Genomic DNA, 21,619 nt, shown 5'->3' with positions numbered 1-21,619 from the left:
CTTCTCACCTGTCGCGGGGATCGGGTGCGAGGATCACCGAGCGGGTCAGATGGCGCGGGCGGTCGGGATCGAGTCGGCGGGCGGCGGCGAGGGCGACGGCGAGCCGCTGGACGCGGAGGAGTTCGGCGAGCGGGTCGAGGGCGCCGGCCACCCACAGCCCGCCCGTCTCCCGGACCTGTGCGGCCAGTCGGCCCGGTGCCTCGCCGAGCATCCAGGTCGCGGTCGTGTGGGTGGTGATGCTGATGGGGCCGTGCCGGTACTCCATCGCGGGGTATGCCTCCGTCCACGCCTGCGCGGCCTCGCGCAGCTTCAGCGCGGCCTCGTGGGCGAGCCCGACGGTCCAGCCGCGCCCCAGGAAGGTGAACTGCGTGCGCCGGGCCAGCCCTTCGGGCAGCGGGGACTTCAGGGCGGTGCGGGCGTCGGTGACCACGGCGTCCGAGTGCAGGCCGAAGTGGGCGCGGAGCAGGGTGAGGGCGGTGGTGGCGAACCGGGTCTGCACGACGGACCGTTCGTCGGCGAAGCCGAGCTCTACCACCTCGTCGGCGCACTCCGTCGCGGGCGTGCGCGGATCGGCGGTGATCGCGGTGGTCCGCACCTGACCGCGGAGCCAGCCGAGGAGGTCGAGCACCTCCGTGGTGGTGCCTGACCGGGTGAGGGCGACGACCCGGTCGTAGGCCCGGCCGTGGGGGAACTCCGAGGCGGCGAACGCGTCCGTCTCACCCTGCCCGGACCGCTCGCGCAGCGCGGCGGCGGACTGCGCCATGAAGAACGAGGTCCCACACCCCACGATCGCCACCCGCTCCCCCGCCGCCGGCAGCGCGTCCTTGTGGCCCTGCGCGCTCTCGGCGGCGCGCGTCCAGCACTCGGGCTGGCTGGTCAGTTCCTGCTCGACATACGTCATGCCGCACCCTCCCAGCGATCCAGCGATGCATTTTCTTGCAAGATAGAGGGAGATTTCGAGCATGAACAAGCATTGCGACGAAAGTGCGGTGCGCTAGGGTCACCCGCAAGGTCAAGGAAACGGAGAGTGGGGATGTCCCGCGACGCCCGGTGGAAGGCGCTGCTGGAGCTGCTCGTCGAGCGGGGCCGGCTGGAGGTCGAGGAGGCGGCGGCCGAACTCGGGGTGTCGGCCGCGACGATCCGCCGCGACTTCGACCAGCTCGCGGAGCAGCAGATGCTCGTGCGCACCCGAGGCGGCGCGGTGGTGCACGGGGTCTCCTACGAACTGCCGCTGCGCTACAAGACCGCCCGCCGCGCCTCGGAGAAGCAGCGCATCGCACAGGCGGTGGCCGGTCTGATCACGCCCGGCGAGGCGGTGGGTCTCACCGGCGGCACCACCACCACCGAGGTGGCGCGGGCGCTCGCGGTGCGCGGCGACCTGGCGTCGGGCTCCCCCGCGCTGACGATCGTCACCAACGCGCTGAACATCGCCAACGAGCTGACCGTGCGCCCCCAGTTCAAGATCGTGGTCACCGGCGGGGTCGCGCGACCGCAGTCGTACGAGCTGATCGGTCCGCTCGCGGACGGCGTGCTCGGCCAGATCACCCTGGACGTGGCCGTGCTCGGTGTGGTGGCCCTGGACGTCACGCACGGCGCGGCGGCGCACGACGAGGCGGAGGCCGCGATCAACCGTGTGCTGTGCGAGCGCGCCACGCGCGTGGTCGTGGCGGCGGACTCCAGCAAGCTGGGGCAGCGCGCGTTCGCCCGGATCTGCGCGGCGGAGGCGGTGGACACCCTGGTCACGGACACGGCGGCCGGGGCGGAGACGGTGCGGCGGTTCGAGGAGGCGGGACTCCGGGTGATCACGGTCTGACGACCGGCGGCCGGAGGGCGGATCCGCTCCCCGTGCCGCTCCCTCGCCTTGCGCCTACTGTGGGACCTGCGGTGCGCGTACCCGGTGGTCAGGGAGGCTGCGATGGCCGAAACGCCGAGCGAGCAGTACGGGCCCGGGCACTCCCGGTACCTGCCGATCGCCGACCATGGTCTGATCGGTGACATGCGCACCGTCGCGCTGGTGGGAAGCAACGGCACCATCGACTGGTACTGCTGCCCCTCCTTCGACTGCCCGAGCGTCTTCGCCGCGATCCTGGACGTCGAGCGGGGCGGGTGCTTCGAACTCGCCGCGACCGTGCCGGGCCGCACGAAGCAGTTCTACTTCCCCGACACCAACGTCCTGATCACCCGGTTCTTCACCGAGGACGGCGTCGGGGAGGTGCAGGACTTCATGCCCGTCGGAGCGGCATCGGTCGAGACCGAACGACATCGGCTCATCCGGCGGGTCCTCTGTGTGCGGGGCTCCCTGCCGTTCCGGGTACGGGTGGCTCCACGGTTCGACTACGGCAGGCAGCCGCACACCCTGCGGCTGCTCGGTGACATGGCGGTCTTCGAGTCCGCCGACCTGTCACTGGCCCTGACCGCCACCGTTCCCCTGGAGGGCGACGACCGGGACGTGTGGGCGGACTTCAAACTCGCCGAGGGCGAGTCGACGGTGTTCGCGCTGGACCAGGTCGGTCAACATCTGGCACCGCGCATGTGCGCACGCGTCGAGGCCGAGAAACAGTTCGCCGCCACGGTGGAGTACTGGCGGCGCTGGCTGCACCAGTCCCGCTACCGCGGTCGCTGGCGAGAGATGGTGCACCGCTCCGCCCTCACCCTGAAGCTGCTCACCTACGCCCCGACCGGCGCGATCCTGGCCGCGCCGACGACCAGTCTCCCCGAGCGGCTCGGCGGCGAACGCAACTGGGACTACCGCTACGTATGGGTGCGCGACGCGGCCTTCTGCGTCTACGCCATGTTGCGCCTGGGGTTCACCGACGAGGCCGAGGCGTTCATGAAGTTCGTGAACCAGCACATCACACCCGGCGACGGCGGACCGTCCGGCCCCCTGCAGATCATGTACGGCATCGACGGCCGCACCGACCTGCCGGAGTACGAACTCGACCACCTCGAGGGCCATCAGGGCTCCGCACCGGTCCGGGTCGGCAACGCGGCCGCCGACCAGCTCCAGCTCGACATCTACGGCGCCCTGATCGACTCCATCTATCTCTACGACAAGTGGGCGCAGCCCATCTCCAGCGACCAGTGGGACCAGGTCTGCGCGCTCGTGGACTGGGTCTGTGACCACTGGGACCAGCCGGACGAGGGCATCTGGGAGACCCGGGGCGGCCGCAAGAAGTTCCTGTACTCACGGCTGATGTGCTGGGTGGCGATCGAACGGGCCATCCGGATGGCCCGCCGCCGCGGCCTGCCCGCCGACATGGTGCGCTGGCTGCAGTGCCGCGACACCATCTACCGGCGGATCATGCAGCGCGGCTGGTCCGTCAAACGCCAGGCCTTCGTCCAGTACGAGGACGGCGACGTGCTGGACGCGTCCATGCTGATGATGCCGCTGGCCAAGTTCATCGCGCCCACCGACCCCAAGTGGCTGTCCACACTGGACGCACTCACCCAGGACCTGGTCTCCGACTCCCTGGTCTACCGCTACGACCCACAGGCCAGTCCGGACGGCCTGCGGGGCGACGAGGGCACGTTCTCCATCTGCTCCTTCTGGTACGTCGAGGCACTGGTCCGCGCCGGACGGCTGGACGAGGCACGGCTGGCGTTCGAGAAGATGCTCACCTACGCCAACCATCTGGGCCTGTACGCCGAGGAGATCAGCCACACCGGCGAGCAACAGGGCAACTTCCCGCAGGCGTTCACGCACTTCGCCCTGATCAGCGCGGCGTTCAATCTCGACCGGGCGCTGGGGTGAGGCGGAGCAGGACGGCGGACAGGGCGGTGGGGAGGGTCACGGTGTGCCGCTCCTTCAACCCTGCCTGCGCGTCAGACGGATCATGTTCCAGGACAGGGGCTCGAGTTCGGCACGCAGGACCCCGTCCTTGACGAGGGTGCCGGTCGCCGGGTGCGGTGTCACCCGGTCGGGGTGGTCCAGGGTGTTGCGGGCGTCGGGGTCGGCGTCGGACAGCACCAGGTGCTCCTCCACGGTGTGCGCGTCGACGCCGCTCAGGTCGACCTCCAACGGCAGCGCCTCGCTCTGGCTCCGGTTGACGGCGAACACGGTGACGGTGCCGGTCTCGTCGTCGGTCACGGCGGTGGCGTGCAGCAGATGCACATCGCCGAACCGGGCCGTGCGGTACGTGGGGCTGTCCACCTCGACGCGCAGCACCCGGCCGCGGCCGTACCGTGACGCCTGGGCGAAGGGGAAGAACGTGGTCTGCCGCCAGGCGGGCCCGCCCGGCTCGGTCATGATCGGCGCGATGACGTTGACGAGCTGGGCGAGCGAGGCGGCGGTGACCCGGTCGGCGTGCCGCAGCAGGGCGATCAGCAGCGAGCCGAAGACCACGGCGTCGGTGACGGTGTAGACGTCCTCCAGCAGGCGCGGCGCCTGCTGCCAGTCCTCCACGGTGTGCGGGTTGGGCCGGCTCTGGTACCAGACGTTCCACTCGTCGAAGGAGAGGTTGATGCGCTTGGTCGCCTTCAGCCTGGCGCGGACGTGGTCGCAGGTGGCCACGACCGACTCGATGAAGTGTTCCATGTCGACGGCGGAGGCGAGGAAGGAGTCCCGGTCGCCGTCGGTCTCCTCGTAGTAGGCGTGCAGTGAGACGTGGTCGACCAGGTCGTACGCGGCCTCAAGGACGGTCGCCTCCCAGGCGGCGAAGGTGGACATCCCGGAGCCCGAGCTGCCGCACGCCACCAGTTCCAGGTCCGGCTCGATCATCCTCATGGCGCGGGCGGTCTCGGCGGCGAGCCGCCCGTACTCCTCGGCGGTCTTGTGGCCGATCTGCCAGGGGCCGTCCATCTCGTTGCCGAGGCACCACATCCGGATGGCGTACGGCTCCGTGCCGCCGTGGGCGATGCGCAGGTCCGACAGTTCGGTGCCGCCCGGGTGGTTGCAGTACTCCAGCAGCCGTAGGGCGTCCTCCACGCCGCGGGTGCCGAGGTTGACGGCCATCATGGGCTCCGTGCCTGTCTTGCGGCAGAAGTCCATGAACTCGCCGAGGCCGAACTCATTGGTCTCGGTGGTCTTCCAGGCGAGGTCGAGGCGTACCGGCCGCTCCTCGCGCGGTCCGACGGTGTCCTCCCAGCGGTAGCCGGAGACGAAGTTGCCGCCCGGGTAGCGCACGGTGGTGACGCCCAGCTCCCGGATCAGTGCGAGCACGTCCTGACGCAGGCCGGCGGCGTCGGCGGTGGGGTGGCCCGGTTCGTACAGACCGCTGTAGACGCAGCGGCCCAGGTGTTCCACGAACGACCCGTACAGACGGGGGTGGACGGTTCCGATCCCGAAGGCCGAGTCGAGGGTGAAGCGTGCGGGGGTGGTGGCGGGGGCGGACATGGCTGCCTCTCAGGTCATAGGTGCGCGGGACGTCGATGCGGGCTTTCAGAGGGGGAGCGTGCAGACCACCGACGGCAGGGTGACCGCCGGGGCGGGCTGTTCGAGGGTGCCGTCGTCCCGGACCCGCAGCGCGGCGAGGGCGCCGCTGTGCTGGTTGGCGACGAGCAGATGACCGGCCGTCAGGGTGAGGCCCCGGGGCCAGGTGCCCCCGCTGGGGACCTCACCGATCGGCGTCAGGCCGGGGCCGGTGATCCGGAACGCGGCCACCGTGTCCGCTCCGCGGTTGGTCACCCACACGAAGCGCCCGCACGGCGAGGCGACGATGTCGCCGGGATAGTTGTCGACGTCCTGGGCCGTGGTGGCGGGCACGGCGGAGCCCGCCGTCAGGGTGCCCGTCCCGGCGTCGTAGCGGTGGCAGGTGACGGTGGAGGAAAGCTCGTCGGCGCTGAACACCAGCTCGCCGCCGGGGGCGAACGCGAGATGGCGTGGGCCGGAGCCCGCGCGCAGCCGGCTCACCGCCGTCTGTGCGAGTGTTCCGGCGCGGGTGTCCAGCACGTAGGCGAACACCGCGTCCGCGCCCAGGTCGGTGGCCAGCACGAAGCGGCCCGCCGGGTCGACCACGACCTGGTGGGCGTGGCTGCCCTCCTGCCGTCCGGTGACCGGGCCCGAGCCCTCGTGCACGACGACGTCGGTCGGCTCGCTCACCCGCCCGTCCTCGTCGAGCCGGTGCACGGCCACGGTGCCGGGTGCGGTGTCACTGCCGTAGTTGGCGGTCAGCAGCCAGCGGCCGTCGGGGTGGACGGTCAGATGGCACGGATTCGTCCCACCGCTGGCGACCGGGGTGCCCAGGGGCGTCAGAGCGCCGTCGGGCTGCCGGGTGACCGCGGTGACGGTTCCGGGGTCGGTCTCGTTCGTGCTGTAGACGACGTCCAGGGTCGGGTGCGCCGCCAGGAAGGAGGCGCCGCTGACGGGCAGCGGTGGCAGTCCGCTTTCGGGGGCCGGACGGCCGCTCGCCGGATCGAAGCGCACGGCGGCGAGTCCGGCGCCGTCGCCCCCGGTGTCGGGCGTGTAGGAGCCGGTGAGGACGAGGAGGGGGCCGGACGAGACGGGTGTGGGCATGGGGTTTCCCGGGCTTTTCCTGAAAGGGGGGCGGTGGCGGGCTGTTCAGCGGACGTTGTCGTCGTGGTGGTCGAGCAGGGCCAGTTCGAAGCGGTGAGGCAGGCCCTCCCAGTCGCCCGCGGTGCTGACCGCGAAGGCGCCGAGCAGGGCAGCCGTCCTCAGCCGCCGCTCGGGCGGTTCGTCCGCGAGCAGTTCGGCGAGGTATCCGGCGGCGAAGGCGCCCCCCGCGCCCACGGAGTCGTGCACGCGCACGGGTATCGCGGGCTGCCGGTGGGGCTGTCCGTCCAGGAGGGCGAACGCTCCCTCGGCGCCCAGTTTGATCACGGCGCCGGAAGGGCCGAGGTCGCGGATGCCCCGGGCGAGTTCCTCCGGGTCGTCGGTGCCGGGGACCGCGAGCCGGGCCTCGTGCACTCCCGCGAAGACCAGGTCGCAGCGGCGCAGCAGCGGCAGCAGGGCGCTCCTGGCCTCCTCCTCGCTCCACAGCAGCGAGCGGAAGTTGACGTCGAGTGAGATGGTGACTCCCGCGTCGGCCGCGATGTCCACGGCCCGGGTGACGGCCTTCGCGGGTCTGTCGCCCAGCGCGGGGGTGATCCCGGTGAGGTGCAGGACGGCCGGGCCGGCGACGACGTCTTCGGGGATGTCCTGCGGGGACAGTCCGGCACCGGCCGTGTGGGTGCGGTAGTAGCGCGTGCGGTGGTGGCCGGCGGTGCGCCGTTCCTTCAGCATGAGCGACGTGGGGGCGGGGTCGCGAGCGCCCGGGCCACGGCGGGCAGTCCGGAGGCGTCGGCCGACCGGAGGATGGCCATGACCCGGGTCCGGCCGAGCTGCGGGGTGATGCGCGGGCGCTCCATCACACCACCGCCCTGGGCGCCTTGCCGATTCCTTGCATGTCGGTCATGCGAAGTTCCTTTGGCAGAAGGTTCGGGTCATGCCCGGTTGGCCGACGTGCTGGCCACGCGCTGAACTTTTGTTGGGCTTTCGCCCAGATACATCGCCTATTTCCGTCTGAGGAAACCGGTTGACCGCGACTTCCGCGGACGTTAGGTTCCATCGCCGGAACATGTCAAGACCTCCCAATCCAGCGAGAGAGGTGCCCTGTTGGCGCAAAAGACCGGCCGGGCCAGGCTGGTGGACGTCGCACAGGCGGCCGGGGTCTCCAAAGCCACCGTGTCCAAAGTGCTCAACGGCCGCCAGGACCTGTCCGTCCGGCCGGAGACCCGGCGGCGCGTCCACGAGGCCGCGGAAGCACTCGGCTACCGTCCCCACTCCGGGGCGCGGGCGCTGGCGGGTGCCGGCACCCACGCCCTCGCTCTGCTGGTCCCCGCCCTCACCAACCCCACGTACGTCACCATCGCCCGCGGCGCCTACCAGCGGGCCCGTGAGCTCGACTATCTCTCCCTGCTGGCCGAGGACTTCGACGGGCAGGAGGCGGACGAGTCCTTCAACGACCTGGTCCAGGAGGGCCGCGTGGACGGACTGCTGATCGCCTCGGCCCGTCCCGGTCACCCCCTGCTCGACGCACTCCGCCGAAGTCCGGTCCCGCACGTCTTCCTCAACCGGTCGGTCGAGGGATCCGGCCGGAACGTCACCATGGACGTGGCCCGCTCCAGCGTCACCGCCCTGGACCACCTGTACGAGCTCGGCCACCGCGCGGTCGGCCACATCGCCGGTCCGCCCGGCATCACCCCCAGCGACACCCGCAAGCAGGCGTTCCTGCGACACGCCGAGGAGCTCTCGGTCGCCGCTCCCGTCGCCTCCGGCGACTTCACCGAGGACGGCGGCGTGTCCGCGGCACTGGAACTGCTCCGTCCCGCCGACGGCGGCACGCACCCCCCGGTCACCGCGCTCTACACCAGCTCGCTCGCCCAGGCCATCGGCGCGATGGGCGCGATCCGGAGCCTGGGGCTTCGGATCCCCGAAGACATCTCGGTGGTCGGCAACGACGACCTGCCCGTCGCCGGGCACCTCCACCCGCCGCTGACCACCGTGGCCATGCCCCTGTACGAGCTGGGAACCACCGCCGTCGACGCCCTCGTCGCCGCCATCCGGGGCACGCCGACAGGAGACGTGGTCGTACCCACCGAGCCGCACCTGGTGCTGCGCGGTTCCACCGCACGCCCCGGAGACACTCCATGACCGCCACCCTCTCCCGCTTCGCGGGCCGCACCGCCCTGCTCACCGCGGCCGGCTCCGGCGTCGGCGAGGCCACCGCCCACCGCCTGGCCGTGGAGGGGGCGTCCGTCGTCGTCACCGATGTCGACGCGGAGGCTGCTCACCGGGTGGCTCCGAGGCGGTCCGCGTCAAGCGGGGCCAGGCGCGCAGCCGCCGTCTCGACGTCACCTCGCCCGACGAGTGGGCCCCCGTCGTCGCCGAGATGACCGCGCGCACCCGGCACCTCGACGTGCTGCATCTCAACGCCGGCCGGAACCTGCCCGGAGCGCGACCTGGCGCTGGACTTCCACGGCCGGTTCAGCGGGGCGATGTCCCGGCGGATGCTGCCGTTGCTGGAACCCCTGCTGCCCATGTTCGTCGAGGAACAGGTGCTGCGGAGTTCACCCAGGACCTCGGCGCCGTGGTGCGCTCCACGTCTATCCCGTCGCCATCGGTGAACGGCTCTACTCCCGCCGGCACTTCCGCTCCGTACTGGCGGACGGCATCGCCGTGGCCCAGCCGGACATCAGCCACGCCGGAGGCATCTCGGAGACCCGGCGGATCGCCGCCATGGCCGAGACCTACGACATCGTGGTCGCGCCGCACTGTCCCCTCGGCCCGATCGCGCCGGCCGCCAGAGGCCCCGCGGTGTTCGGGGCGACCCGCGCGAGGGGGCGCCCCGAACACCCGCCGTCCGGCCGACGGAGCTACAGCGTGCGCTCCAGGCGGTCCGCCACCAGCTTGACGAAGCGCGCGGGTTCCTTGGGCTGGCCGCCCTCGGCGAGCACCGCCAGACCGTGCAGCAGTTCGGTGGTCTCGGCGAGCACGGTGCGGTCCTCGCGTTCCTTGTACGCCTGGTTCAGACCCTTCACGAGCCGGTGGTCGGGGTTGAGTTCCAGGATCCGCTTGGTGCGCGGCACCTCCTGGCCCATCGCCCGGTACATGTTCTCCAGGGCCGGGGTCAGGTCCTGCGCGTCCGAGACGATGCAGGCCGCCGACACGGTCAGGCGGGACGACAGCCGCACCTCCTTGATGTCCTCGTCCAGCTGCTCCTTCATCCAGCCGAGCAGACCCGCGTACTCCTCGGTCTGCTTCTCCCGCTCGTCGTCGCCCTTCTCGTCCCCCCGCGCGCCGAGGTCGATCTCACCCTTGGTGACGGACCGCAGCGCCTTGCCCTCGTACTCGCCCACGGCGTCGACCCACACCTCGTCGACGGGGTCCGTGAGCAGCAGCACCTCGATACCGCGGTCCCGGAACGCCTCCATGTGCGGGGAGTTCTCGATGCTCTGCCGGGACTCACCGGTGATGTAGTAGATGTCCTCCTGCCCGTCCTGCATCCGCTCCACATAGCTCTTCAGCGTGGTCGGCTCGTCGTCGCCGTGCGTGGTCGCGAACGAGGAGACGGCGAGGATCGTGTCGCGGTTGTCGGGGTCCGTGACCAGCCCCTCCTTCAGCACGGCACCGAACTCCCGCCAGAAGGTGGCGTACCGGTCCGGGGCACCGGTCATCATGTCCTTGACCGTGGACAGGACCTTCTTCGTCAGCCGGCGCTGCATCATCCGGATGTGGCGGTCCTGCTGCAGGATCTCGCGGGACACGTTGAGCGAGAGGTCCGCCGCGTCGACGACGCCCTTGACGAAGCGCAGGTACGGCGGCAGCAGCGCCTCGCAGTCGTCCATGATGAAGACGCGCTTCACATACAGCTGCACCCCGCGCCTGAAGCCCTGCGTGAACAGGTCGTGCGGGGCGTGCGACGGGAGGAACAGCAGGGCCTGGTACTCGAAGGTGCCCTCCGCCTGCAGCCGGATCGTCTCCAGCGGATCCCGCCAGTCATGGCCGATGTGCTTGTACAGCTCGTGGTACTCGTCGTCGGACACCTCCTCGCGCGAGCGCGCCCACAGGGCCTTCATCGAGTTCAGCGTCTCGGGTTCACGCGCGGTCCCCTCGCCCTCCGCCGTGGCCGCCCGGGGGGTCAACCGGATCGGCCAGGTGATGAAGTCGGAGTACCGCTTGACGATCTCCCTGATCTTCCACTCGGAGGCGTAGTCGTGGAGCTGGTTGTCCGGGTCCGCCGGCTTGAGGTGCAGGGTGACCGCGGTGCCCTGCGGCGCGTCGTCGATCTTCTCCAGCATGTACGTGCCCTCGCCGCGGGACGTCCAGCGGGTGCCCTGGCTCTCGCCGGCGCGGCGGGTCACCAGGGTCACCTCGTCCGCCACCATGAAACCGGAGTAGAAGCCGACACCGAACTGTCCGATGAGCCCCTCGGTTCCGGCCCCGTCCTCGGCCTCCTTGAGCTCCTTGAGGAACTTGGCCGTACCCGAGTTGGCGATGGTGCCGATGAGCTGCCCCACCTCGTCGTACGACATGCCGATGCCGTTGTCCCGCACGGTGAGGGTGCGGGCGTCTTTGTCGATCTCGATCTCGATGTGCAGGTCGGACACATCGGCGTCGAGCGTGTCGTCCCGCAGCGCGGCAAGGCGCAGCTTGTCCAGCGCGTCGGAGGCGTTGGAGACGAGCTCGCGCAGAAAGACATCCTTGTTCGAGTAGACCGAGTGGATCATCAGCTGCAGCAGCTGACGGGCCTCTACTTGGAACTCAAACGTCTGGGTCGGCATGGTTCGCGATTACCTCACGGGTCTTCAGTCGCCGGAACGGTTGGTAGTCACTGTAAAACACCATGTGAGGACGGGGTGCCGACCCGTCGCCGATAATCGAACGAGAGGGGTTAGCATATGAGCGCCGCCTAGCTCGAAAGATAAGACTGTGACTGTCAATGACGACTCGTTCACCAGCTGGAAGCACCGCGAGGAGATCGCGGAGTCGATGATCCCGATCATCGGGAGACTGCACCGGGAGCGGGACGTCACAGTCCTCCTTCACAGTCGCTCCCTGGTGAACAAGTCGGTGGTCAGCATCCTCAAGACCCACCGGTTCGCCCGGCAGATCGCCGGGGAGGAGCTCTCGGTCACCGAGACACTGCCGTTCCTGCAGGCGCTCACCGTCCTCGATCTCGGCCCCTCCCAGATCGACATCGGCATGCTCGCCGCCACGTACAAGGCCGACGACCGGGGTCTGTCGGTGGAGGAGTTCACCGCCGAGGCCGTCGCCGGTGCCACGGGGGCGAACAAGATCGAGCGCCGTGAGCCGCGTGACGTCGTCCTCTACGGGTTCGGCCGCATCGGGCGCCTGCTCGCCCGCCTGCTCATCGAGAAGGCCGGTTCCGGCAACGGGCTGCGACTGCGTGCCGTCGTCATACGCGGCGGTGGTGACCAGGACCTCGTCAAGCGCGCCTCGTTGCTGCGCCGCGACTCCATCCACGGCCAGTTCCACGGCACGATCACCGTCGACGAGGCGAACGGCACGATCGTCGCCAACGGCAACGAGATCAAGGTGATCCACGCCGAGGATCCGAGCGAGGTCGACTACACGGCGTACGGCATCAAGAACGCCATCCTCATCGACAACACCGGCAAGTGGCGTGACCGCGAGGGCCTGTCCAAGCATCTGCGTCCCGGCATCGACAAGGTCGTCCTGACCGCCCCGGGCAAGGGCGACGTCCCCAACATCGTCCACGGTGTGAACCACGACATGATCAAGCCGGACGAGCAGATCCTGTCCTGCGCGTCCTGCACCACCAACGCGATCGTGCCGCCGCTGAAGGCGATGGACGACGAGTTCGGCGTGCTGCGCGGGCACGTGGAGACGGTCCACTCGTTCACCAACGACCAGAACCTGCTGGACAATTACCACAAATCCGACCGGCGCGGCCGCTCGGCGCCGCTCAACATGGTCATCACCGAGACCGGTGCCGCCTCGGCCGTCGCGAAGGCACTGCCCGACCTCAAGGCGAGGATCACCGGCAGTTCGATCCGCGTCCCGGTGCCGGACGTCTCCATCGCGATCCTCAACCTGCGACTCGCCCGCGAGACCACCCGCGACGAGGTCCTCACCCACCTCCGCGACGTGTCGCTGACCTCGCCGCTCAAGCGCCAGATCGACTTCATCAGCGCCCCCGACGCCGTCTCCAGCGACTTCATCGGCTCGCGCCACGCCTCGATCGTCGACGCCGGCGCCACCAAGGTCGATGGCGACAACGCGATCCTCTACCTGTGGTACGACAACGAATTCGGCTACTCCTGCCAGGTCATCCGGGTCGTCCAGCACGTCTCCGGCGTGGAGTACCCGACCTACCCGGCGCCGGCGGTCTGAGCGGACGCGGGTCGGCCTCGACCGGATCCGGCGGATCCGGCGGACTCCCGGCACGGCGAACACGCGGTGCCGGGAGCGGGACGCCCCTCAGCGCGCTCGGGGTCGCCCTCTGCCGGAGTCCACCCCGGCCGACGTGCGCAGGGTGCCGACCGTCTTCAGCAGCCGGTCGGCCGGTTTTCGCAGCTCGGGATGGGCCAGGACCGTGTTGCGCAGGCCGCGCACCGGCCTGCGCCACAGCCCGTACGCCGCAGCCACCGGGTGGGGGCGGGTGGCGAACCCCTCGCCCACCCGCAACTCCCGCGTTTTGAGCCAGTCCTTGTACTCCTTGTCACCCCGCCCCAGATCCACGAGCGTCACACCGTGCCGGGCCGCGGCCTCGGCCAGCCGGAGATGCATCATCAACCCGGGCGAGTAGTAGCGCAGTTCGGGATCGTAGGCAGTGAACCAGGCGGCGAGCACCGTGCTGGACCTCGGCCCGAAGTGGGCGGCCATCGGCCGGTCGCCCGCGTACAGCACGGACAGCACGCCGGTGAAGTGCTCCTCGCGGACGCGGGAGAGGTGGTCCACCAGGTCGACTATCCACGGCCGCGAGAACCGGTCCATCCGTCCGGTTCGGCGGTACTGGGCGGACTTCCACTGCATCAGCGTGCGCAGCGCCCGCGGATCGCGCTCGTCGAAGACGAACCGCACCTCGCCGACGTCGCGCCCCACGCGGCGCTCCTTCTTCAGGACCGTCTTGGCCAGCCCCGGATACGTGCCGCGCAGCCAGTGCGGGTAGTCGCCGTCGCCGGGCTTCACATCGATCACCGGTGAGGCGAACGTCCCCGTGACGTGTGGGCCGAAGGGTTTCTGCTCCTCGACGAGATGGTCGAACTCGAAGATGGACAGCCCGCAGGCCTGCAGGAGGTCCCGCGCGTCCCAGGAGATCCCGGGTCGGTGGACGAGGGCCTGGCAGTCGGACAGGCCGAGACCGATGGCCCGACCCACGCCCAGGGCGTTGCGCTCGTAGGGGAGGAATCCGACGGGCTCCGCGTTCTCGTGCAGCACTGCCACCCGTGCCCCGCCGCGGTACTTGCCGATCCCGGTCGCGAACTCGGGCGCCAGGAAGGGATTGGCATATTCGGGCGACGCGTCCATGGCCTGGTGCCAGGCCCCGCGGAGCGCTTCGCTCAGCTCGTGCGGCCGGTGAATGGTGATGTCCACCTCACATCAACCGCCCTTCCGCAGGCTCCGCTAGGAACGTGCCGGTGACGGCACAGCCCGGCAAGGCGTGGTGACGACTACTCATGGATCTGCTCGTGGATCGCATTGGACGACCGCTCCCCCCTGTGACGCTGTCCGCGTCCTATCACTGCTTCGGGCCCTGTCGGCCCACGCCGTGTACGCGCTCGTTCCCCGATCGAGGACCGGGACGGGACACGTTCGGCAAGGATCAAACGTCGCGAAACAGTGCGCACGCTGTCAAGAGTGCCTGCCGCAACGAAAGTTCGCGCGCGAGACGTTCTGTTCGGCCGGCTCAGGGCCACCCGCCTACCGGGCTCCCCGTTCCGCCGCGTGCGAGGCCCGGCTCGGCCGGTGTCCACCATCGTCTTGCCCCGCCCAGGAGCACTCTCCTAGCCTCACTTTGTGCCGCTCATAAACAAATCAGTCCTGCACAAAGGCGTGCCAGGCAGCGACCCCACCCGGCTCCGTGTCGCCCTCACCGCCTTCTTCGCCCTCGACGGCTTCGTCTTCGCCGGTTGGGTCGTCTGTATCCCCGACATCAAGGAGCAGACGGGCGCGTCGGCGAGCGCCCTGGGGCTCGCGCTGCTCGGAGTGTCGGCGGGCGCGGTGATCACGATGACGCTCACCGGCCGGCTCTGCCGCCGGTTCGGCAGCCACCCGGTGACCGTCGTCTGTGCGGTCCTGCTGTCGTTGAGCGTGGCCCTGCCCCCGCTCACCCACTCCGCACCGGCGCTCGGCGCCGTCCTACTGGTCTTCGGGATGGCGTACGGAGGTATCAACGTCGCGTTCAACAGCGCCGCCGTCGACCTGGTGGCCGCGCTGCGACGGCCCATCATGCCCAGCTTCCATGCCGCGTTCAGCCTGGGCGGCATGGTGGGCGCCGGGCTCGGCGGGCTGGTCGCGGGATCGCTGTCGCCCACCCGGCACCTGCTCGGGCTGACCGTGACGGGCCTGCTCGTGACCGCCGTCGCCGGGCCCATGCTGCTGCGTCAGCGGCCTCCGGAACCCCCGGACAGGGCGCGGCCCGAGGACACCGCGCCCCATCGTCTCGGCATCCGCACGCGGGGCCTGGTCACCGTGTTCGGTCTGATGGCGCTGTGCACCGCCTACGGTGAGGGCGCGCTGGCGGACTGGGGCGCGCTGCACCTGGAACAGGACCTCGGCGCCCACCCCGGGGTGGCGGCGGCCGGTTACTCCTGCTTCGCGCTCGCCATGACTTTGGGCCGGATCAGCGGCACCACGCTTCTGGAACGGCTCGGGCGGGTCCGTACGGTGGTGGCCGGCGGCGCCACCGCATCGGTCGGCATGCTGCTCGGCTCACTCGCGCCGTCGGTGTGGGCGGCCCTGCTCGGCTTCGCCGTCACCGGGCTCGGCCTCGCCAACCTCTTTCCGGTCGCCGTGGAGCGCGCCGGTGCGCTCGCGGGCCCCGGCGGAGTCGCGGTGGCCTCGACACTCGGTTACGGCGGCATGCTCCTCGGCCCGCCCGCCATCGGGTTCATGGCCGACTGGCTCTCGCTGCCCACCGCGCTCACCAGCGTGGCGGTCCTCGCGGCCGTCGCCGCCGCGATCGCATACGGGGCGCGCCGCGCGATCGCCGGCCGCCTGTGACCGGAAGAGGCCGTCGAGGACGTCACACCGGCCGGGCGGCCCAGGTCGCCCCTGGTACCTGGGTCGCCCTGGTACCTGGGTCGCTCTTGCCCTGGAGCGCGCTTCATCCGCCACACTTGCCCCATGGAGACCGCCGAGTTCGTGCGAGCCCTGGACCGGGAGGGCCGGCTGCTGGCCGCGGCGGCCGAGGAGGCCGGTACCGAGGCGAAGGTGCCGACCTGCCCGGGCTGGCAGGTGCGGGATCTGCTGCGGCACACCGGCATGGTGCACCGCTGGGCGGCGGCCTTCGTCGCCGAGGGGCACTCCTCGCACCACCCTGACGGCGGGCTGCCGGACCTCGACGGGACGGAGCTGACGGCCTGGTTTCGGGAGGGACACCGCTACCTTGTCGACACCCTCTCCACCGCCGCGCCCGACGTCCGGTGCTGGTACTTCCTGCCCGCGCCCTCGCCGTTGGCCTTCTGGGCCCGACGGCAGGCGCACGAGACGACCGTGCACCGGATCGACGCCGAGTCGGCGCGCGGCGGTACGTCCACCGCGATCGGCCGGGAGTTCGCGGTGGACGGCATCGACGAGCTGCTGCGCGGCTTCCACGCCCGCTCCAAGAGCAGGATCCGCAGCGAGGAGCCGCGGGTACTGCGGGTGCGGGTGACGGACACCGACGGCGCGGTGTGGACCGTACGGCTGTCGGACGAGCCTCCTGTGACCGAGCGGGGCGGGAGCGGCGACGCCGACTGCGAAGTGGCCGGGCCGGCCGCGGGGTTGTATCTGTCGCTGTGGAACCGGCTGCCGTTCCCGGAGGTGACCGGTGACGCCTCCCTCGCCACGCTGTGGCGCGAGAGGTCCGCCGTCACCTGGGGCTGAGCATCCTCGTCAGTACCGCGCGCTGCACCGGCCGCACCTCGCCGTGCAGGGCGCGGCCCTTGTCGGTGAGCGTCACCCGCACACCCCGCCGGTCCTCGGTGCACAGGGCGCGCTCGACCAGGCCGTCCTTCTCCGGGCGGGCGATCAACCGTGACAGCGCGCTCTGGCTGAGGTGGACCCGCTCGGAGATCTCCTGGACGCGGTAGGAGCCGTCCGCCCCCGGCCCCGGCCCGTCCGACAGCACGTCCAGCACTTCGAAGTCGCTGGCGCACAGGCCGTGCTGGTGCAGGGCGCGGTCGAGCTCGCACTGGGTGCGGGCGTGCAGCGCCAGGATGTCGCGCCACCGGTCCACCAGCGCCCGGTCGGGAGTGTCCGGCTCGTCCTTGGCAGCCATGGCCGCACCGTAGCAGAGAGCCGACTTTGTTGCATCCGAATTAAATGCGGTTGCATTGAATGCAGATGCATGAAAGCCTCTTGGGCATGACCTCTCCGCTCACCACACCCGCGTTCGAGGGACGCTGGACCCCCCGGCTGTGGGGCACCCTGCTGGTGCTCTGCGCCGCGATGTTCCTCGACGCACTGGACGTGTCCATGGTCGGCGTCGCCCTGCCGTCCATCGGGACCGACCTCCATCTGACGACGTCGACCCTCCAGTGGATCGTCAGCGGCTACATCCTCGGCTACGGCGGACTGCTCCTCCTCGGCGGACGCACCGCCGACCTGCTCGGCCGGCGCCAGGTCTTCCTGGTGGCGCTGGGCGTCTTCGCGCTCGCCTCGCTGCTCGGCGGGCTCGTCGACTCCGGTCCGCTGCTGATCGCCAGCCGGTTCATCAAGGGCCTGAGCGCCGCGTTCACCGCACCGGCGGGCCTGTCGATCATCACCACGACCTTCCCCGAGGGCCCGCTGCGCAACCGCGCCCTGTCGATCTACACCACCTGCGCCGCCACCGGCTTCTCCATGGGCCTGGTGCTGTCCGGCCTGCTCACCGAGGCCAGTTGGCGCCTCACCATGCTGCTGCCCGCGCCGATCGCGCTGCTCGCCCTGCTCGCGGGCCTGAAGCTGCTGCCGCGCAGCGCACGCGAGAAGGACCACAACGGCTACGACATCCCCGGCGCCGTCCTCGGCACCGCGTCGATGCTGCTGCTCGTCTTCACCGTCGTCGAGGCGCCGCACGTCGGCTGGACCTCCGCCCGCACGCTGCTGTCCTTCCTCGCCGTCGCCGCGCTCCTCACCGTCTTCGTCCTGGTCGAGCGGCGCTCGGCGGGACCGCTGATCCGGCTCGGCGTGCTGCGCTCCGGCAACCAGGTCCGCGCCCAGTTCGGGGCGATGGCCTTCTTCGGCTCGTACGTCGGCTTCCAGTTCCTGGTCACTCTGTACATGCAGTCGCTGCTCGGCTGGTCCGCACTGCACACGGCACTCGCGTTCCTCCCGGCGGGCGCACTGGTGGCCGTGTCCTCGACGAAGGTCGGCGCGATCGTGGACCGCTTCGGCACCCAGCGGCTGATCGCGGTGGGCTTCGCCCTCATGGTCGTCGGATACGCCCTGTTCCTCCGCGTGAACCTGCACCCGGGGTACGCGGCGGCCATCCTGCCGAGCATGCTGCTCATCGGCGCGGCCTGCGCCCTGGTCTTCCCCTCGCTCAACATCCAGGCCACGAACGGCGTCGACGACCACGAGCAGGGCATGGTGTCCGGACTGCTCAACACCTCGGTCCAGGTGGGCGGCGCGATCTTCCTCGCCGTCGTGACCGCGGTGGTGACCGCCAACGCCCCCGCGCATCCCTCGGCGCAGGCCGTCCTCGACAGCTACCGGCCCGGCCTGGTCGTGGTCACGGGCATCGCCCTGGCAGGTCTGCTGATCACCCTCTCGGGTCTGCGCACGCGTCGGACACAGCGGTCCCTGGTGGTCGCGAAGTCCCTCCAGGAGGAGGTGAGCGCGGAGCCGGTCGCGGTCCGCGACTAGGGGGACGCCTCCTCGTGTGCACCCGGCGGGGTTACTAGCCCCGCCGGGTGCACGCCTGTTTGACTCGGGACATGGAGAACCACGGGGGGCGTTCGTCCGGGAGCGGCCGGCGTACACAGGCGCAGCGCGATGCGATCACCGTCGAGATCGGATACGCCCTGTGCAGTGCGGTGTTCGCGGGAGCTCTGGTGTTCGGCGCCGTGGCGGGGCCCGCCTTCGCCTTCGGACTGTCGGGCGGCACGCGGCACACGCTCGTCGTCTCGGGCATCGCGGTGGCGTCCGTGCTGTTCGCCGTGCGCGTCGTCAGCGTGCTCGTCCGCTTCGGGCGCGGTGTGGGCTCTCAGCCCAGCCAGCCAGGTCGTACCAGCCCCGACTCATAGGCCAGCACCACCAGTTGGGCCCTGTCCCGCGCGCCCAGTTTGACCATGGTGCGGCTGACGTGGGTCTTCGCGGTGAGCGGGCTCACGACGAGCCGGCGGGCGATCTCCTCGTTGGACAGACCGATGCCGACCAGGGCCATCACCTCCCGTTCCCGCTCGGTGAGTTCGGCGAGCGACGCGGTGGCCGCGGGCTCCTTGGAGCGGGCCGCGAACTCGGAGATCAGCCGCCGGGTCACACTCGGAGAGAGCAGGGCGTCGCCGGCGACCACCGCCCGTACGGCGCGCAGGAGTTCCTCCGGCTCGGTGTCCTTGACGAGGAAGCCGGAGGCACCGGAGCGGATCGCCTCGAAGACGTACTCGTCGAGTTCGAAGGTGGTCAGCATGACCACCTTCACGCCGTCCAGGTCCGGGTCCTGGGTGATCCGGCGGGTCGCGGCGAGCCCGTCGAGCAGCGGCATGCGGATGTCCATCAGCACGACGTCGGGCCGCGCCTCGCACACCGTGCGCAACGCCTCCCCCCCGTCGGCCGCCTCCCCGGCCACCTCGATGTCCGGCTGGGCGTCGAGCAGCGCCTTGAACCCTGCCCTGACCAAAGACTGGTCATCGGCGAGCAGTACCCGGATCAACGGTCCTCCCTGTGCACGAGTGCCCCCTCGGTCGATGTCCTCAGCGGCAGTACGGCAAGCACCCGGAAACCGCCGTCCGCGCGCGGGGCCGCCTCGATCGTGCCACCGAGCGCGGCCGCCCGCTCCCTCATCCCGGCCAGGCCGTTCCCGCTCCCGCCCGCCTCGGCGCCGGTCGCGGGCCCGTCGTCGTCGACGCGAAGTCGCAGCACGCCCTGAGCGCTGTCGATGTGCACGCACGCGTGCCGCGACCCCGAGTGGCGTACGACGTTGGTGAGCGCCTCCTGCACGATTCGGAACGCGGCGAGATCGGTGCCCGGCGCGAGCCGCGGCGCCTTGCCGTCGACCGTCACCGTCAGCCCGGCGCCCGCGGCCTGCTCGACGAGTTCCGGCAACCGGTCCAGCCCCGGCGCGGGCGCGCGCGGCGCGTCCCCGGGCGTGCGCAGGCCTTCGAGCACCTGGCGCACCTCCCCGAGCGCCTCCTTGCTGGCGGCCTTGATGGTGGTGAGCGCCGTACGCGCCTGCTCCGGGTCGGAGTCCAGCAGCGCCAGGCCGACGCCGGCCTGGACGTTGATCACCGAAATGCTGTGGGCGAGGACGTCGTGGAGCTCACGGGCGATGCGCAGCCGCTCCTCGTCGGCGCGCCGCCGCGCGGCCTGCGCCCGTTCGGCCCGCTCACGCGCCCACTGCTCGCGCCGGATGCGCGCGAGTTCCGCCATCGCCACGATCGCCACCAGCCAGGCGGAGATGAGCAGTTCCTGCCCCCAGGAGGCCGCGGAGTCCCCGGGCGGGGGCAGCCATCGGTACAGCCAGTGCGCGACCAGGACGTGCCCGGCCCAGAACATCCCGACAGCCGTCCACGCCGCGGCGCGGCGCCCCGCGGCCAGGGCGCTGAAGCAGCCGACGGCGACGGTGAAGAAGACCGGGCCGTACGGGTATCCGGCGCCCAGGTACACCATGGCCGCGGCCGCCGTCACGAAGACGACCGGAACGGGATGCCGCTGCCGCCACAGCAGCGCTCCCGAGGCGACGACGACCAGCACGTAGGCGAGGACGTCGAGGGACGCGCGGTGGCCGTGCTGGTTGCGGGCGGAGAAGTGCGTGCCGACGACCACCAAGGCGGTGAACAGCAGGGTGGAGCGCCAGGGCAGGCCGGAGCCACGCGGCTCATGCCTCCGCCACGGCGGTCCGTGCCACCGCCACGGGGCGTCTGCGTTCTGCTCCTCCATGCCGTTCACGCTAGACGCACCGGACGGGGGACGGCGTCGACCGGGCGAGGTGATCACGGGTACTCCCCGGGGAGTACGCCTACGGCAACAGCGGAACAGCGGACCAGCGGACCCACTACGGGAACACCAGGCCCACGCCGTGCGCGAGCTGGGCCGCCGCGTGCCGGAAGAACGCCGCGCGGTCCTCCACGACGTTGTTGAACTGCCCGAACAGCTCGAACCCCACCAGCCCGTACAACTGCGCCCAGGCGGCGACCAGGGCGGCGACCGCCTCGGGCGGCAGGTCGGGTGCCAGCTCGCCGGCCATGCGCCGGGCTTCGGGCTCGAGCTCGGCGGGGACCCGGGTGCGGGCCACACCGCGCTGCCGGTACGCGTCGCGGACGATGCCGATCAGCAGGACCCCGACGCGGGAGGCGGCCGGGATGGTGGCCTGGGGTGCGGAGTATCCGGGCACGGGCGAGCCGTAGATGAGCGCGTACTCGTGCGGATGCGCCAGCGCCCAGGCGCGCACGGCCTCGCACACGGCAACCCAGCGCTGGGCGGGGGCGGCGTCACCGGCCTCGGCGTCCGCGGCCTCGGCGGCCTCACCGAGGGAGTCGTAGGCGTCGATGATGAGCGCGGTGAGCAGGTCGTCTCGGCTGGGGAAGTAGCGGTACAGCGCGGAGGAGACCATGCCCAGCTCCCGGGCGACGGCGCGCAGGGAGAGCGCGGCGGCGCCTCCTGCGGCGAGCTGTCTGCGCGCCTCGTCCTTGATGGCGGCGGTTACCTCCATGCGGGCTCGGGCGCGGGCTCCTTGGGAGAAGTTCATGCTGGGCAGTGTGCCACGGTTCCGGAGCAGTGCACACAAACGAGAGCAGTGCACTCTAAGGTGCGCGGCAAGCTCTGAGGTGAGTGGCGGGCTCGTAGGCGAGCGGTGGT

18 protein-coding genes and 2 pseudogenes are annotated in these 21,619 nt (G+C 70.9%); 10 read left to right on the top strand and 10 right to left on the bottom strand.

Going from position 1 to position 21,619, the window contains the following annotated elements; genetic code table 11:
* Positions 1 to 4: 4 nt before the first annotated feature.
* Positions 5 to 901, bottom strand: coding sequence for an SIS domain-containing protein (locus ACZ7L1_RS17565; RefSeq protein ID WP_471438077.1), 897 nt, complete (start codon positions 899 to 901; stop codon positions 5 to 7).
* Positions 902 to 1,033: 132 nt separating this feature from the next.
* Between ACZ7L1_RS17565 and ACZ7L1_RS17560 the strand changes: the two genes are divergently transcribed.
* Complete coding sequence (locus tag ACZ7L1_RS17560) at positions 1,034 to 1,813, top strand: DeoR/GlpR family DNA-binding transcription regulator (protein WP_471438075.1); 780 nt, start codon at positions 1,034 to 1,036, stop codon at positions 1,811 to 1,813.
* A gap of 102 nt (positions 1,814 to 1,915) precedes the next feature.
* Positions 1,916 to 3,751 carry a glycoside hydrolase family 15 protein gene (locus tag ACZ7L1_RS17555; protein ID WP_471438073.1) on the top strand — a complete coding sequence of 612 codons (1,836 nt, stop codon included), beginning with the start codon at positions 1,916 to 1,918 and terminating at the stop codon, positions 3,749 to 3,751.
* Between the two features lie 54 nt (positions 3,752 to 3,805).
* On the opposite strand, the gene arfA is transcribed toward ACZ7L1_RS17555, so the two are convergent.
* The 3 genes and pseudogenes from arfA to ACZ7L1_RS17540 form a co-directional block, all read right to left on the bottom strand.
* The gene (arfA, locus tag ACZ7L1_RS17550; protein ID WP_471438072.1) at positions 3,806 to 5,332 is read right to left on the bottom strand and encodes an arabinosylfuranosidase ArfA; all 1,527 of its coding nucleotides are present in this window, start codon (positions 5,330 to 5,332) and stop codon (positions 3,806 to 3,808) included.
* A gap of 45 nt (positions 5,333 to 5,377) precedes the next feature.
* Positions 5,378 to 6,451 carry a lactonase family protein gene (locus tag ACZ7L1_RS17545; RefSeq protein ID WP_471438070.1) on the bottom strand — a complete coding sequence of 358 codons (1,074 nt, stop codon included), beginning with the start codon at positions 6,449 to 6,451 and terminating at the stop codon, positions 5,378 to 5,380.
* 45 nt (positions 6,452 to 6,496) lie between these two features.
* A pseudogene (locus ACZ7L1_RS17540) lies at positions 6,497 to 7,180 on the bottom strand (PfkB family carbohydrate kinase); the annotation flags it as partial.
* A 369-nt stretch (positions 7,181 to 7,549) separates the two neighbouring features.
* Here ACZ7L1_RS17540 and ACZ7L1_RS17535 point away from each other — a divergent pair.
* The 3 genes and pseudogenes from ACZ7L1_RS17535 to ACZ7L1_RS17525 form a co-directional block, all read left to right on the top strand.
* A complete protein-coding gene (locus ACZ7L1_RS17535) occupies positions 7,550 to 8,587 on the top strand; it encodes a LacI family DNA-binding transcriptional regulator (protein WP_471438068.1) in 1,038 nt (345 codons plus the stop codon).
* Positions 8,584 to 8,829, top strand: coding sequence for an SDR family NAD(P)-dependent oxidoreductase (locus tag ACZ7L1_RS17530; protein WP_471438066.1), 246 nt, complete (start codon positions 8,584 to 8,586; stop codon positions 8,827 to 8,829). The genes ACZ7L1_RS17535 and ACZ7L1_RS17530 overlap by 4 nt, the downstream gene beginning before the upstream one ends.
* 57 nt (positions 8,830 to 8,886) lie before the next feature.
* A pseudogene (locus ACZ7L1_RS17525) lies at positions 8,887 to 9,238 on the top strand (enolase C-terminal domain-like protein); the annotation flags it as partial.
* A gap of 71 nt (positions 9,239 to 9,309) precedes the next feature.
* On the opposite strand, the gene htpG reads toward ACZ7L1_RS17525, so the two are convergent.
* The gene (gene htpG, locus ACZ7L1_RS17520; RefSeq protein ID WP_471438064.1) at positions 9,310 to 11,217 is read right to left on the bottom strand and encodes a molecular chaperone HtpG; all 1,908 of its coding nucleotides are present in this window, start codon (positions 11,215 to 11,217) and stop codon (positions 9,310 to 9,312) included.
* A 148-nt stretch (positions 11,218 to 11,365) separates the two neighbouring features.
* Between htpG and ACZ7L1_RS17515 the strand changes: the two genes are divergently transcribed.
* Positions 11,366 to 12,811: a glyceraldehyde-3-phosphate dehydrogenase gene (locus ACZ7L1_RS17515; RefSeq protein WP_471438063.1), complete on the top strand. Its 1,446-nt coding sequence runs from the start codon at positions 11,366 to 11,368 to the stop codon at positions 12,809 to 12,811.
* 87 nt (positions 12,812 to 12,898) lie between these two features.
* Here the strand turns inward: ACZ7L1_RS17515 and ACZ7L1_RS17510 are convergent, their stop codons facing one another.
* Positions 12,899 to 14,014, bottom strand: coding sequence for a GNAT family N-acetyltransferase (locus ACZ7L1_RS17510; RefSeq protein ID WP_471438061.1), 1,116 nt, complete (start codon positions 14,012 to 14,014; stop codon positions 12,899 to 12,901).
* Between the two features lie 459 nt (positions 14,015 to 14,473).
* Between ACZ7L1_RS17510 and ACZ7L1_RS17505 the strand changes: the two genes are divergently transcribed.
* Both ACZ7L1_RS17505 and ACZ7L1_RS17500 read left to right on the top strand, forming a co-directional pair.
* Complete coding sequence (locus tag ACZ7L1_RS17505) at positions 14,474 to 15,643, top strand: MFS transporter (protein WP_471438060.1); 1,170 nt, start codon at positions 14,474 to 14,476, stop codon at positions 15,641 to 15,643.
* 123 nt (positions 15,644 to 15,766) lie between these two features.
* Positions 15,767 to 16,507 (top strand): maleylpyruvate isomerase family mycothiol-dependent enzyme, encoded by a 741-nt coding sequence (locus tag ACZ7L1_RS17500; protein WP_471438058.1) that lies wholly within the window; start codon positions 15,767 to 15,769, stop codon positions 16,505 to 16,507.
* Here the strand turns inward: ACZ7L1_RS17500 and ACZ7L1_RS17495 are convergent.
* On the bottom strand, positions 16,494 to 16,901 hold the full coding sequence (locus ACZ7L1_RS17495; RefSeq protein ID WP_471438055.1) for a MarR family winged helix-turn-helix transcriptional regulator: 408 nt from the start codon (positions 16,899 to 16,901) through the stop codon (positions 16,494 to 16,496). The two genes, ACZ7L1_RS17500 and ACZ7L1_RS17495, sit on opposite strands and share 14 nt — an antisense overlap.
* Positions 16,902 to 16,987: 86 nt before the next feature.
* On the opposite strand from ACZ7L1_RS17495, the gene ACZ7L1_RS17490 reads away from it, so the two are divergent.
* Both ACZ7L1_RS17490 and ACZ7L1_RS17485 read left to right on the top strand, forming a co-directional pair.
* Entirely contained in the window at positions 16,988 to 18,469 is a 1,482-nt protein-coding gene (locus ACZ7L1_RS17490; RefSeq protein WP_471438054.1) for an MFS transporter, read from the top strand.
* 71 nt (positions 18,470 to 18,540) lie between these two features.
* Positions 18,541 to 18,849, top strand: a complete 309-nt coding sequence (locus tag ACZ7L1_RS17485) for a DUF6332 family protein (RefSeq protein WP_471438052.1) — start codon at positions 18,541 to 18,543, stop codon at positions 18,847 to 18,849.
* On the opposite strand, the gene ACZ7L1_RS17480 is transcribed toward ACZ7L1_RS17485, so the two are convergent.
* From ACZ7L1_RS17480 to ACZ7L1_RS17470, 3 genes are all read right to left on the bottom strand, one after another.
* Positions 18,810 to 19,475 carry a response regulator gene (locus ACZ7L1_RS17480; RefSeq protein WP_471438050.1) on the bottom strand — a complete coding sequence of 222 codons (666 nt, stop codon included), beginning with the start codon at positions 19,473 to 19,475 and terminating at the stop codon, positions 18,810 to 18,812. The two genes, ACZ7L1_RS17485 and ACZ7L1_RS17480, sit on opposite strands and share 40 nt — an antisense overlap.
* Positions 19,472 to 20,701, bottom strand: coding sequence for a sensor histidine kinase (locus ACZ7L1_RS17475; RefSeq protein WP_471438049.1), 1,230 nt, complete (start codon positions 20,699 to 20,701; stop codon positions 19,472 to 19,474). The genes ACZ7L1_RS17480 and ACZ7L1_RS17475 overlap by 4 nt, the downstream gene beginning before the upstream one ends.
* Positions 20,702 to 20,816: 115 nt before the next feature.
* The gene (locus ACZ7L1_RS17470; protein WP_471438048.1) at positions 20,817 to 21,509 is read right to left on the bottom strand and encodes a TetR/AcrR family transcriptional regulator; all 693 of its coding nucleotides are present in this window, start codon (positions 21,507 to 21,509) and stop codon (positions 20,817 to 20,819) included.
* Positions 21,510 to 21,619 lie beyond the last annotated feature (110 nt).

The organism is Streptomyces sp. NPDC107546 (assembly GCF_055639175.1).
Note: the sequence above shows the minus strand (reverse complement) of the source record. Positions and strands in the feature narration are given on the sequence as shown.

Coding starts and splice junctions, on each gene's coding strand:
- ACZ7L1_RS17565 (WP_471438077.1), bottom strand. CDS start 901: ATGACGTATGTCGAGCAGGAACTGACCAGCCAGCCCGAGTGCTGGACG.
- ACZ7L1_RS17560 (WP_471438075.1), top strand. CDS start 1,034: ATGTCCCGCGACGCCCGGTGGAAGGCGCTGCTGGAGCTGCTCGTCGAG.
- ACZ7L1_RS17555 (WP_471438073.1), top strand. CDS start 1,916: ATGGCCGAAACGCCGAGCGAGCAGTACGGGCCCGGGCACTCCCGGTAC.
- arfA (WP_471438072.1), bottom strand. CDS start 5,332: ATGTCCGCCCCCGCCACCACCCCCGCACGCTTCACCCTCGACTCGGCC.
- ACZ7L1_RS17545 (WP_471438070.1), bottom strand. CDS start 6,451: ATGCCCACACCCGTCTCGTCCGGCCCCCTCCTCGTCCTCACCGGCTCC.
- ACZ7L1_RS17530 (WP_471438066.1), top strand. CDS start 8,584: ATGACCGCCACCCTCTCCCGCTTCGCGGGCCGCACCGCCCTGCTCACC.
- htpG (WP_471438064.1), bottom strand. CDS start 11,217: ATGCCGACCCAGACGTTTGAGTTCCAAGTAGAGGCCCGTCAGCTGCTG.
- ACZ7L1_RS17500 (WP_471438058.1), top strand. CDS start 15,767: ATGGAGACCGCCGAGTTCGTGCGAGCCCTGGACCGGGAGGGCCGGCTG.
- ACZ7L1_RS17495 (WP_471438055.1), bottom strand. CDS start 16,901: ATGGCTGCCAAGGACGAGCCGGACACTCCCGACCGGGCGCTGGTGGAC.
- ACZ7L1_RS17490 (WP_471438054.1), top strand. CDS start 16,988: ATGACCTCTCCGCTCACCACACCCGCGTTCGAGGGACGCTGGACCCCC.
- ACZ7L1_RS17485 (WP_471438052.1), top strand. CDS start 18,541: ATGGAGAACCACGGGGGGCGTTCGTCCGGGAGCGGCCGGCGTACACAG.
- ACZ7L1_RS17475 (WP_471438049.1), bottom strand. CDS start 20,701: ATGGAGGAGCAGAACGCAGACGCCCCGTGGCGGTGGCACGGACCGCCG.
- ACZ7L1_RS17470 (WP_471438048.1), bottom strand. CDS start 21,509: ATGAACTTCTCCCAAGGAGCCCGCGCCCGAGCCCGCATGGAGGTAACC.